Source organism: Phycisphaerales bacterium (assembly GCA_016716475.1).
Classification (GTDB): Bacteria; Planctomycetota; Phycisphaerae; order UBA1845; family Fen-1342; genus JADJWG01.
Map to the genome: position 1 here is coordinate 1,514,444 of JADJWG010000001.1, position 12,724 is coordinate 1,527,167.

Consider the following 12,724-nt stretch of genomic DNA (forward strand, 5'->3'; position numbering starts at 1 on the left):
GCACGATATCCCGCGCTGCGCCACGGCACAGACCCCTTCTGATAACGCATGATAGCGGTATCGGCGGTATTGCCACCGTGCTGCTAGCCATAATGCCCGCCACCACTCTTGGGCTCGGGGACGGTCGCACCAAAACCGCCGGCACTGTTGCGCCGCAGACCCAATCCCCATTTCGTAAAAAAACTTAACAGGCGCAACGGTCCGAAACTGGGCAATGACAGCGCGGTCGGCGCCTCGTCGCGGCTGATATCCTTGATCTGGAGGAGTAAACCCGCTTTTTGCCAGCCCAGCAGAACATCGCGCAAGTCGTCAGCTACCGACTTGTTCGAGCGCCGCAGCACCAACACCGTCCGCACCCCTGCCGCCAGCAACCGCACGCCGGAGGGGAAATCCTGCGGAAACGTGATCCAGCGATTGTCAAACTTGCCGGGGCCAGGCGGCCGCCCGGGGGGCAAACGCTCCGCATCGAGCATGAACGCCGGGGGCGCCTCCGCGGGTAGCGCCGCCCGCACCAGTGCCGCGCCGCAGTCCGCCAGTCCGCGCATCACCGGCGCCAAGTCGAGGGCCGCAGCCGGGCCAGGGCTGGTATTGAAAAGTGGCACCGGACGATAACCGCGTTGCGCTACCGCCGCGGCCGCATACACGGTTTCCTGCCCGGGCAGGTCGAGGACCAGGGCGGTATCCAGGTTCCCGCCCGGTAACCAGCTCCAGTCAACCGCCTCCAGGGCCGGCGGAGTGATGCGCGCCGGCTCTGCGGAAGTCATGTGCGCAAACAGTACGGGTTTAGCCCACGCCGACCACGGAGATTCAGCCGGTGCCCAAAGGTCATAGAGGAGTTCACCGTCGATTCGTTCAAACCCATCCACCCACCACCTCCTTCTGCACGGCAGTGACCTGTTGCGCAACCAGCACCGCGACATCCTGCGCCCGCGCATCGATCAAAGGGACGGGTGCCCAGCGTCCGTAGATGCCCGCGGCACGTCCGTCGACGACGAACACGCCGAGGCACGGATAGCGGGGCCCGTCGGGCGTGTCCACCGGGAGCGCGTCAAAGCGCCGCTGGAGTGCCCACTCCTGCGGAGCCCACCATAATCCGCGGCGGATACGGCGCCACTCTTCGGACGGAGTGACACCGGTGATGCCGATGCCCTCGCCGACGCGACCCAGTGCGGGCTTCCACACCCAGGCGGCGCGCTCGCGCCGGGGGACGTTCTGCGGTGCACGGGTCTCGGGCAACAAGTGCCGCCACGTTGGCAGGGACGTTGCGAGACGATCCCATATCAGCGGAAACCGCTTCGACTGGGGCAGCAGCGCGGTCGCCGGATTGCATTGCGGTGTGCGTGTGGCTTCGCAATAGGCCTGCCAGTGACACCCCCACGGCAGGTTCGGCAACCACTCGCCCGGGAAGAAGCGGAACACGGCCTGCGCTTCCGCACGGCTCCAATCGCACGCCAGCCGGGCCAGCCCGCCATCCCAGCGCACCTGCGCCGGACTCACCAGCTCGGCTGACACTCCAAGTTGCGCGAGTGCCGTGCGCAACGCAATCACAACCTGACGGTCATCCGTGTAGGCGGTGGCATGTACGAGGGCAACCCGGCCACCGTCTCCGCCGGCTGCTCTTGCCAACGCCTCGGCGAGACGCAGCAGCGGATCGGCCGTGCCATGACCGGCACCGGTTTCACGAGCGATGGCGGCCGTGAAGCCCGAAGCTTCCAGCAAACCGCCGGGAACATCCGTGTTTGCTTCCGAGATGCGCCAACCCTCAGAAGTGTAGTGAAAGTCGAAACGTACGTAGCGCGGCGCCGGGGGCAGTGGCCCGTTCGCAGAACCACGGCGCACCGCTCTGCAGATGGCGCGGGGCAACCCGAGTTGCGCCACCAGGTCAGGACGTTGTCGCAGCTCATCTTCGGCGGCCAGCGCCTCCGCAGCGAGTTGTTCCGCCCAGCCGGCGAGTTTCCGGGCGACGAAAGGCGCGAGAATCAGCGGGTGCCGTGCCAGCACCGCAACATCCCCGACTTGCGGATCCCACTTGCTACAACGGAAGATCGTGTGTCGACGCATGGCCGCGTAGGCCGTTGGCGAAAGCCCCGGCCCGAGGGTGTAGGGCACGGCTACCACGGTCCGAGCCATCCGACGTAGGCCGCGGCGGCCGCGACATAGGCCATCCCCGGAATCGCCCCCAGCCACGCCGGTGAATAGGGATGCGCGGGCGTCGGTCGAGTCACGAGCGCGACGCCGATCTCCACAGCGACCAGCAGGAGCAGGGGCGAGGCGAGGCGGAGAACATCGGCAACCGCCTCGGATCCCGTAGTCCAGTCACCCGCGACGGCACGGCCGAGCACGAGGCCGTTGGCGAGCAGGAACAGTCCGAAACGCACGCCAGCACCGGAATCGCGATGCACACAGATCACCGCGCCGATTCCGGTCGCGAGTTCGACAACCAGCCACAGAAGCAGCAGGGCGCCGGTCGCGAGCGCAGCGCTGTACACCACTACCCACCATCCGGGCCCGTCCCCGATGTTGCCGCCGGCATAACAGAGCGTCAGCGCCAGGAGCGTGCCGGCGACCATGGGCGCGGCCGCAGGGTTCCGGCGCTCTACGATGTCTTCGCGCGGCTGCACCCCAAACAGTGGGATCAGCAGCAGCGTAGCCCCGACCCAGGCGGCACCGAGGAAAAAGTAAAGGATGAGGTAGACCGGGGCATCGCGGACATCGCTGGCAGCGAGATAGCGCAAGACCCCCAACAACAGGCCGCCGCAGAGCACCGGGAGGACGGTCAGAGGCCAACGTGTGAGGTGCGGTGAGATGAACGCCGAGGGGCGCATGGCTGCGGAGTACCACCAGCCCCACAAGACGAGACTGCCGATACCCGCAATCACCAGCACGAAGAGTTCGTCTTCTCCCATCGTTTCACTGCCTGCAATAAGGTCGCCGCGATCCGGCACCCGGCGGGCCGATTCAAACATAACCCGAGTAGTCTAGCGGAGTCCCGGAGCCATCACAGCCGCCACCGGAAACGTTCGCGACGTTCTTATCGGCCGTTTCACATGCACCGAGCATGCGAACACAACACAGGTGGCGAGCGCAGCTTCAACGGACGATGTGACCACCGTGGAGACGGCGGTAGCTGCGTCCGATAAGGGAACATGCTTCACAAGAAATCGGATTGTGGTTGATTCGCAGATTACCCTGCCGTAGAGTCGTGAAACGGTTTAGTGTCCGCTCCCTGCCTTCAGCGGATGCTGGTTACGCCAGAGCCACCCGCCATCGTCCCCGGCGGTCTGCGGTTCCCCCGGTTTGCGTCAGTGCGCCGCCGACCGGCTACGGAGTCTTCAAGCAGGAGTGACATCATGAAGAAACTGCGCTGGATGATGGTGACGAGTGTCCTTTCCGGGGCACTGGTCGCGGGAGCACAGCCGGTCGAAACGCAGTACCCACGTATCAAGGTTATCAGTTTTAACCCGGTGCTGAAGACTCAAAACAACGTTCGGCTGCACCAGTATTTCAACTGGCACAATCCGGCCAGCGAGATCATTGACGAGATCGAAGGCATGCGGATTGGGTCGCATGGCGTGATGCACATGCGGCTCTCGCAGTATCTCGAGGTCGATTTCTTCCCCATCAAGGCCGATGGGTTCCAGTATCCCGAGCCACAATACCTCGCCGGACAATGGCACCAGCCGGACGGTGTCGACTATCACGCGATCGTCCGCGACTACAACCTGCATCGCAAGACCGACCGCGGCGAGCTGCGCGAGGTCGGGATCTACGGTGCGCCCTACTTCGGTTATTACGAATCACGCATGGCCGGCTTCGGCGGCTATTGGTGTAATTCTCCGGCGCTCGACCGCATCGCTTCCGCGCGCATCTTCATCATGATGGGATGGAACTACGAGCGCATTGTCTCGCTGCACGCCACCGGACACCGCGCCGAGTCGATCATGACGCGTACGTACAACGGCTGGAACGTGAACGCCAACCGGCATCTCTGGGACCGCTTTGGATGGAACGTGGGACAGTCGCCCATCGCCGGCGGCGCATTCGGTGTGGGCTCAGCACACTACCCCCCGAATGGCCTCGCGGATTATGACTACGCCAATGCCGTTCCGGCTTTCAGCCAGGCGCCCTCCTGGATGAACGATTTCCCCAATTTCAACGGTACGGGCGGCCAGACGATTGCCATCAATTCCCAGACCTGGGGTCCCGGACCCACCAACAACTACGAGCTTTCGTTCTTCAAGTGGTGGTACCAGCACATGCCGCACGTCGCCGGTCGCAACAACCATGACGGCTTCAACCGGCTGAACAACTGGTGGGAGTACACCTTCAACTTCAATGCGCACACAGAAAGCGGTGGCGATCACGCTGTGGTGGCCAATCCCACCCCGCCGCCGCCGCTGCGCACTACACCCCAGCGTACGTTGACACTCGACATCCAGGACGACTGGGCACCCCAGGCCAATGCTCATGGCCGGATCGTCTGGTACGGAGCTGTCGGTCGCCAACTGGAGATCTTCTCCGCGGACGCCACCGGCGAGAACTTCACGCGCCTGACCAGCAACGCCTTCGACGATGAAGCACCACGCATCAACGACCACAACCAGGTCGTCTGGATGGGTTTCAATGGCCGCACCTTCCAGATCTTCACTGCCAACGCCGACGGCTCAGATCTGCGGCAGATTACAAACAACGACTACAACAATTTCCACCCCGACATCAACAACCAAGGGCGCATCGTCTGGTACGCTTGGGTGGGCGACAACTACGAAATCTTCAGTGCCAACGTGGATGGCAGTGATCTTGTGCGGATCACCTACCGGGAGCATCTCGGTGGAGCACGCCCGGACGACGTGTGGCCACGCATCAACAATCAAGGGCGCATCGTCTGGATGGGCTACATCAACGGCTTCTGGCAGATCTTTTCGGCGAACTCCGACGGCAGCGGACTGGTGCAGTTGACCGCCAACTCCAGCAAAAATGAGTATCCGCAGATCAACGACGCCGGTCGCGTAGTCTGGCACACCTGGTCCAATCAGACGAATACCCAGATCTGGAGCACGAATGCCACGGGCGGGACACCCGTGCTGCTGAGCACAGCAGCCGGCTACAACTGGTGGCCGCAGATCAACAATGCTAATCCGGCCGAGGTCGTGTGGATGCGCCGGGCGAATTCAGCGGCCGGTCAGGACGATTGGGAAATCTGGTACAGTCTGGCGACCGGCGGAGGGGCGACCGCCCTGACCGCGAACAATACGCACGACCAGCACCCGCAGATCGACGACGACGGCCGCATCGTCTGGCAGGGTTTCGATGGCCAATACTGGCAGATCTACGAACGCCGCAATGGTCAGATCAGCCGGCTGACGGACACGACGTATGACAACTGGTGGCCGTCGCTCGGCGGCACGGATCTCGTGGTCTGGCATGCTGAAAGCGCCTCAAGCAACCTGGGGACCGCCCGTACCACCGAGATCTGGGCAGCCGGCACCGACGTGCTCGACCAGAACCCGCCGACACTCGTGTCCGTGGTGGCGACCGAGGAGGACGTGGTCCGGGTGAACTTCTCCGAAGCGGTGGACCCGTCGACGGCCGAAGATCTCGCGAATTATGCGATCGAGGGGTTGTTGATCAGTGCGGCCGTGGTAGCGGAGAACGGTTCGACCGTGCGGCTGTCCACATCGCCGATGATCCTTTATGCAATGTACACACTGGCGGTTGACGGAGTAACGGACCTGTCCGGAAACCCGATTGCGCCGGGGACGGTTGCGAATTTTGTCTACGCACCCATTCCGCGTGTCAGTGCCGGCTTGCAGGCCCTGTACGAATTCAACGAAGGTGCCGGCAACGTCATCTTCGACATGTCTGAGAACGCCAACCCTCTGAACCTGACCATCGAGACTCCGGCGGCCGTGCAGTGGACTGACGGTGGCTTGCAGGTGGTTCAGCCCGCCGCGATTCGCAGCGCCGGAGCCGCGAGTGAGCTGGCCACGACCCTTCGCACGAGCGGCGAATTGACGCTGGAGGCCTGGATCAGCCCGGCCAACACGACCCAGTTCGGTCCGGCCGCGATCGTCACGATGTCCTCCAACTCCAGCAGTTTCCGCAACTTCACGCTCGGCCAGGGTAACACGATCGCCGGCACGGGTGCGCTGTACGCAGTTCGGCTGCGGACATCAACCACCGGCAGCTCGGGCGCGGTGCAGGCCACCGATCCGCTCGTGCAGACTCGTCTTACCCATGTGGCCTACACGCGCGGCACGGACGGCGCGACGCAACTTTATGTAGACGGCTCTCCGCAGCTTCCGGCGGAGAGCGTGCTCGGGGGTACGCTCGATACCTGGGTAACGAGTTACCGGCTCGCGCTCGGACGCGATCTCAACAACACGAATACGTGGCTCGGCGAGTATCGGCTGGTGGCGATTTACGATCGTGCCCTGGCACCGGAAGAGATTGTGCAAAATTACAATGCCGGCCCCGAGCCGTTTGTGGCGCCGCCCACGAACACCTGCCCCGGTGACATGAACTGCGACACACTCGTAAATTTCGCCGATATTTCGCTGTTCATCGCGGCGATCAAGGCCGGCAGCAGTGCGAACTGGACGTACGATCCGGCCGGAGGCGTGTGCGCTTACCTGAACGGCGATCTCAATGGCGACGGCCTCGTGAACTTCGCGGACATCTCCGGCTTCATCGCCGCGATCAAGGCCAACCCGGTACCGTGCGTGACCGTACCGTAGCGCACCGGCGCGACGGTTCCACGCTGAGACCGTCGAGACGTTGACACCCTGCGGGACGCGGCGACCGGATGCTCTTCCGGTGGCCGCGTCCCAGCTTTGCTCGTTGCGAGCTGCACAGCGGAGTGCCCCTCGGTTGCGTGCTGCCCTGCTGTTATCATGCCGGCCGCATGGAACCCGTGGTTATGGCCCCCCTGGTCGGCGCCCTGCTGGCGCTCGTCTGCATCACGGCTGCACTGCGCGCCGGTCGCCGGCAGCGCCTCATCGACAACCTGCCCACCAGCAAGACCAGCGGCGTTTTCATCGGCCTGGTTGAACTCAAGGGCACGGCCGAGGCGGAGCACCCGTTGCAGAGCTTCCTGGCCGAGTTGCCATGCGTACACTACGAGTGGAGTGTGGCCGAGCACTGGTCGCGCACCGTCACCGAGACCTACACCGACAAGGATGGAAAGACACGGACACGCACGCGCCGTGAGAGCGGCTGGACCACGGTCGCGAACGGTGGTGAGCAGATTCCGTTCTACCTGCGCGACGACGCCGGGGTCGTGCGGGTTCAGCCGGCCCGTGCGAAGCTGCACACGCGCACCGTGTTCAGCCAGACTTGCGGCCGGAACGATCCGCTCTACTACGCCAAGGGACCGCGCCGCGCCATCATGAATTCCGATCACCGGCGCCGTTTCGCCGAGGAAGCGATCCCGCTGCATGCGCCGATCTACGTCGTCGGCACTGCCCGCGAGCGCTCGGACATCGTAGCGCCCGAAATACGCCACGATCGCGACGCACCGCTCTTTCTCATCTCGACGCGCACAGAGGAGTCGGTGCGCGGGAGCTACCGGCTCACATACTGGCTGCTCACCTTTCTCGCCGTGCTGCTCGGCACCGGGGGCTGGATTGCGGCCGATGTGCTGCGCGACCGCGCACCTGCCGGCCGTGTGCCCGTGTATGTCGCCGCGGGGTTCGGCGTACTCCTCGTCGCACTGCTCGCGTGGCTGTGGATGGCCTACAACAGCATGGTGGACCTGCGACAGCGCGTCCGGCAGGGGTGGGCCAATATTGATGTACAGCTCAAGCGGCGCGCGGACCTGATCCCCAACCTGGTAGCGATCGTCCGTGGATTGCGCGACCACGAACAAACGCTGCAGACGGAACTGGCTGAGTTCCGCAGCCAGCTCGCCGCAACGGCACCGGGCGCCCCCGGTCCCGACCCGCATGGCTGCGCCGCATTGCTGCGGCTGACCGTGGAACGCTACCCCGAATTGCGCGCGGACGACGCGTTCCTGCGGCTGCAGCAGGAACTGGTCGCTACCGAGCAGCGCATCGCGCTGGCGCGGGCCTACTTCAACCACATCGCCACGTTCTACAACAACCGGCTTGAAACGCTCCCCGATCGCTACGTAGCGGCATTGGCCGGTCTGCAGCCGCAGCCGCTGCTGGCGGCAACCGACTTCGAACGTGCACCGGTGACTGTGCGGCTTGTCGAGTGAGTCTTCCGCCCGGCCTCGGCACAGCTCACTTTCGACGGGCCTTGCGCCCGGCCCTGATCCCCAGAATCGTCACCGGAATATCGCGCGCCGGCGGGCGCGGGCTGCTGCTGGCAGGTGCCCGCGGCGCCGCCGCCACAAAGGCATGCACATCCTTGATGTCCCAGGCGTCCCGCGGCACGGACAGTCCCTGTGCGTCGATGACGCGCGCACCGTAATGATCCACCAGTACACGCGTCGCGAACCGGTCACAAAGGGATTCCTTGCGTCGCGGATTGCGGCCCGCGGCATGCACGAGATAGTGATACAACTCATGCAGGTACACAAACAGGACGAGCTGTTCGGCACTCTCGAGGCGGAGTCGGTACGTCTCGCGCCACCAGTGCGTGCGATTCGACTGCGACCGCGCGATGTGCGTGCCGAGCAGATACGGGTAACGGTTGTCGCGGCCGAGGTTGATAAACAGGCGCGCCGTGGCGTAGTAGCACGTGCCGGAGAAATCGGCGCCGCGGCTGTATCGAATGCGCACGGTCAGCCGGTCGTGCCGATACGGTAAAGTGTGCCGTAGCAGCCGTTGTGCGAGTTGGGCGCTGTCGAGATCGGTCGCGTTGTGAAAATCCATGCCGTCTTCCACATCTCAAGCACGTGTATCAGATACGGCCCGCCGCGAGTTCGCAAGTCGGGCGCAAGTTGCGGTGTGAGATGTTTTCGACACAGCGCTTGACAGGACGAGGCATTGTTGTACGTGAATTGCGCAGCCCGCGCGAGAGCACTCCCGCCATTGTCGCCGCATCACACGTCGGTTACAACGGCACCGTGCGCGGCGACAACATTCCGCGGCACCATGGCCCATTCCCGGAGGTCGAAGTGATGCGCCTGTTGCGCTTCCGTTCCCGGAGTTTTCCCTCGCCGGCGGCGTTCGCAGCCGCGCTGGTGTTGCTGCCCCTGCTGGGTGGCTGTCTGCAGCCCACCACGACACCCGCCGCGCGCCTGCTCGAGCTGGAGGATATCTACGGGCGCACCGCGCTCAACTTCTCCGGCTCGTACGTCCGTGGATTGCGCTGGCTGCCGGATGGCACGCACTATCTTGAGGTGCGCAACGGTTTGTCGATGCGTGTGGCCGCGGCCACCGGCGAAGCGGGGCCGGCCTACGATTACACCGCCGTGCAGCCCGCGCTCGTCAACAGTGGGGCGTTCACCGCAGCAGAGGCGTACCGCTTCGCGCGACGACCGACGCTGCACAGCGCCGACTACGAGGTGCTGATCTTTGTGCATCAAGGCGCCATTTGGCGCTACGATTTCGCGGATGGGCTGCTGTTGCGCCTGGCTGAGGCCGACCCGGAGCGCGAACTGCTGACGCTGAGCCCGGACAAGCAGCACCTCGGCTTCGTGCACGCGAATGACCTGTACGTGCTGAACATGAGCCATGGCAGCGTCCAGCGCCTCACGCACGACGGCGGCGACGAGCTCTACAATGGCAAACTCGACTGGGTTTACCAGGAGGAGCTCTACGGCCGCGGCAACTGGCGCGGCTACTGGTGGTCGGAAGACGGGCAAACACTCGCCTTCCTGCAACTCGATGAACGCCGCGTGCCCGTGCATACCATGGTCGACCACCTTCCCACGCCGCCCGAACTTATCACCTTGCGCTACCCCAAGGCGGGAGACGCCAACCCGGTTCCGCGCGTCGGCTTCGTGCGGCCGGCGGATGGCACGCTGGTATGGGCCGACCTGTCCGCTTACGACGCGGAGAATCTGCTCGTGCTGCCGCCGGCGTGGACGCCGGATGGCTGGTTCGTCGCACCCATGCAGGATCGCACGGCCCGCTGGCTCGAGCTCAACCTGCTGCATCCCGGTACCGGGCAGCGCCGCGTGCTCGTCCGTGAGGAACCGCCCACCGCCCCTGCGTGGGTCGAGCATCTTGGTCTGCCCCACTGGCTGCCGGATGGCTCGTTTTTGTGGCTCAGCGCGCGCGACGGCTGGCCACACCTGTACCACTACGCACTCGACGGTACGCTGCGCAACCGGCTGACCGCGGGCCCGTGGGAGGTTCGTGACGTAAAGGCGGTGGCGCATGAAGCGGGATGGGTGTATTTCAGCGGGACGGCCGACACTCCGATCGCGGAACATCTCTATCGTGTGCCGCTGGCCGGCGGCGAAATCGAGCGTCTGACCGCGCCAGGGTTTCATCACAGTGCGGTGGTCGCGCCGCAGGGGCAGTACTTCATCGACACCTTCAGCAATGCGAACACGCCACCGCGCGTGCAGTTGCACACTGGCACAGGCGCGCTCGTGCGGGTGCTGAGTGACAACCCCGTGGCGCTGCTGGCCGAGTATGATCTGCCTGCACCCGAGTTTCTCCGCATCACCGTGGACAATGGCCGCACGCTAAACGCGATGATCCTGCGCCCACCCGGACGCGCACCGGGAGAGCGGGCTCCGGTGGTGCACTTCGTCTACGGCGGGCCGCATATACCGACCGTGCACGATCGCTGGGGTGGGTCGAGTGGCATGTTCCAACGCATGCTCGCGCAGCACGGGTACCTTGTGTGGGTCCTTGACCCGCACAGCGCGAGCGGCGAGGGCTGGCAGAGCGCATGGCTGGCGGCGGACCGACTCGGTGTCACCGAGTTGGAGGATCTGGAGGCCGGCCTGCGGTGGCTGGGCGCACACGAAGCGGCCGACCTCGAGCGTGTGTGTATCCTGGGGCACAGCTACGGCGGTTATCTTACCTGTTACGCGCTGTCGCGCAGCGTGATGTTCAAGCTGGGCCTGGCCGCGGCTCCGCTGACGGACTGGCGGAACTACGACACGATCTACACCGAGCGCTTCCTGCGCACGCCTCAGGAGAACCCGGACGGCTACGAAGTGTCATCGGCAGTCGTCTCGGCGGAGAACCTGCGCGGGCGGCTGCTGATCGCGCATGGGATGCTGGACGAGAACGTGCACGTGCAGAGTACACTGCAGGTGGCGGACCAGTTGCAGCGGGCCGGCAAGCCGTTCGACCTCATGATCTACCCGCGGTGCGACCACGGACTGTCGAGCAACGGCGGGCATTGGCTGCGGCTGCGGTGGGAGTACATCCGGGACCACCTGTAGAACATCCCTCAACACGCGCACGCACATGCCGCGAATCCCTCCCTCACTCCCTTGCAGGGAGGGGTAGGGGCAGGGTCGAGAATCCGCTGAAGTAGCGCCCCGCGCCTGTCCACTCCCCCAGAAACGAAAGGGTATGGGATAACTTCAATACCGGGCTCACCGGGGCCGCGGATGTCGAGGGTTGATCCGCTGTGGATCAGTCGATCGACGCTGGTGGGGCCGTACCCCGGAGGGTGAGTACCGTCAGTTCCGGCCGGCAGAAAAGACGCAGCGGTGGGGCCGCACCACGCTCGACGCCGAGCCCCCGGCTCACGTAGATCGGCTGGCCGTTCACCGCGTGCAGACCGCCACCCGCGACCGCCCGTGGGACGGCGCTGAACGTGAGAAACGGCCCGAAGCCGGGCAGCGCGACCTGTCCGCCGTGCGTATGTCCGGCGATGATCAAATCGATCGCATGCTCCGGGCGGGCAGCGAAGACGCCGTCGGGGACGTGCGACATCAGGATACGCACGTCGGCGGAAGTGGCGGCGAGATCCCGGTAGACGGGCGACGGGCGGGCGCGTTGGCGCCAGTAGTCAACACCGCCGAGAGCGATGCGCACATCGCCGATCGTGACACGAATCACGTCGTCATTGAGCAGCCGCAAGTCGGCCTCGTGGAGGAGGCGAATCGTGCGTTCGGGGGGGTCGATGTTGCCGAGTACCGCGTACACGTGGGGGTGGTCTCGCAGCGGGCGCAGAAGTTCGAGGTAGGATTCGCGGTGGGCCTCGAAGTGAGCGTCGTCGGCCTGCACAAAATCGCCTGGCAACAGGATGAGGTCGGCGCCTTGATCGAGCGCGGTCTCGATCACGCCGCGTTCGTAGGGTGTCACCGTGCGAAACTGGAGATCGGCCAGCACGACGATGCGAATGGGGCGTGAGTTCGCCGGCCGATTCGCAACCGGGACATCCACCGCAACAATCTCGAGCCAGGTGGGCTCGATCTTGGATGCGTAGAGACCGGCAACGGCCGGGAGGAGCGCCAGGATGGTCGGAATGGCAAGCAGCCCGCGCGTACGCGGCGCGGCACGGGGCAGCACTGCAAATACGAGTGCGAGCCCCAGCAATGGCATGGTGAGTGTGAGGCCGGCGTAGATCGCATGGATGAAACCGAAGATTCGGCCAACCGTACCCACTATCAATAGTGGAACGCAGGCCAACCCGGTTACGAGCAGCGCCAACCCCAGCTCACGGCGCAGCAGCAACCAGGCGAACGGCTGCGGCGCGCCGTGCAGGCGCCAGATCAGCAATCCGGCACCCACCAACCCGGCACCAGCCGCAAGGGTCCAGATGAGCACGCTATACAGAAGAATACGATCCACGCGGGGGATGGTAGCGCGTGGGCCGCGCCGACACAATTGGGCGTTCCTGC

The 12,724-nt window shown here is 64.8% G+C and carries 8 protein-coding genes; 3 read left to right on the top strand and 5 right to left on the bottom strand.

Going from position 1 to position 12,724, the window contains the following annotated elements; genetic code table 11:
- Nucleotides 1–83 precede the first annotated feature (83 nt).
- The 3 genes from IPM18_06225 to IPM18_06235 are packed head-to-tail and all read right to left on the bottom strand — an operon-like array spanning nucleotide 84 to nucleotide 2,906.
- Entirely contained in the window at nucleotides 84–866 is a 783-nt protein-coding gene (locus tag IPM18_06225) for a hypothetical protein (GenBank protein MBK9119185.1), read from the bottom strand.
- Complete coding sequence (locus IPM18_06230; protein ID MBK9119186.1) at nucleotides 853–2,118, bottom strand: glutathionylspermidine synthase family protein; 1,266 nt, start codon at nucleotides 2,116–2,118, stop codon at nucleotides 853–855. The genes IPM18_06225 and IPM18_06230 overlap by 14 nt, the downstream gene beginning before the upstream one ends.
- Nucleotides 2,112–2,906 (bottom strand): hypothetical protein, encoded by a 795-nt coding sequence (locus IPM18_06235; GenBank protein ID MBK9119187.1) that lies wholly within the window; start codon nucleotides 2,904–2,906, stop codon nucleotides 2,112–2,114. Before IPM18_06235 ends, IPM18_06230 begins: the two co-directional genes overlap by 7 nt.
- Nucleotides 2,907–3,350: 444 nt before the next feature.
- Between IPM18_06235 and IPM18_06240 the strand changes: the two genes are divergently transcribed.
- Nucleotides 3,351–6,737, top strand: coding sequence for a hypothetical protein (locus IPM18_06240; protein ID MBK9119188.1), 3,387 nt, complete (start codon nucleotides 3,351–3,353; stop codon nucleotides 6,735–6,737).
- 167 nt (nucleotides 6,738–6,904) lie between these two features.
- Nucleotides 6,905–8,218: a LemA family protein gene (locus IPM18_06245; GenBank protein ID MBK9119189.1), complete on the top strand. Its 1,314-nt coding sequence runs from the start codon at nucleotides 6,905–6,907 to the stop codon at nucleotides 8,216–8,218.
- 25 nt (nucleotides 8,219–8,243) lie between these two features.
- Here IPM18_06245 and IPM18_06250 read toward each other — a convergent pair whose 3' ends face one another.
- The gene (locus tag IPM18_06250) at nucleotides 8,244–8,837 is read right to left on the bottom strand and encodes a hypothetical protein (protein MBK9119190.1); all 594 of its coding nucleotides are present in this window, start codon (nucleotides 8,835–8,837) and stop codon (nucleotides 8,244–8,246) included.
- 80 nt (nucleotides 8,838–8,917) lie between these two features.
- On the opposite strand from IPM18_06250, the gene IPM18_06255 reads away from it, so the two are divergent.
- Nucleotides 8,918–11,314 (top strand): S9 family peptidase, encoded by a 2,397-nt coding sequence (locus IPM18_06255; protein MBK9119191.1) that lies wholly within the window; start codon nucleotides 8,918–8,920, stop codon nucleotides 11,312–11,314.
- Between the two features lie 196 nt (nucleotides 11,315–11,510).
- On the opposite strand, the gene IPM18_06260 is transcribed toward IPM18_06255, so the two are convergent.
- Nucleotides 11,511–12,674, bottom strand: coding sequence for a metallophosphoesterase (locus IPM18_06260; protein ID MBK9119192.1), 1,164 nt, complete (start codon nucleotides 12,672–12,674; stop codon nucleotides 11,511–11,513).
- Between the last annotated feature and the right edge of the window lie 50 nt (nucleotides 12,675–12,724).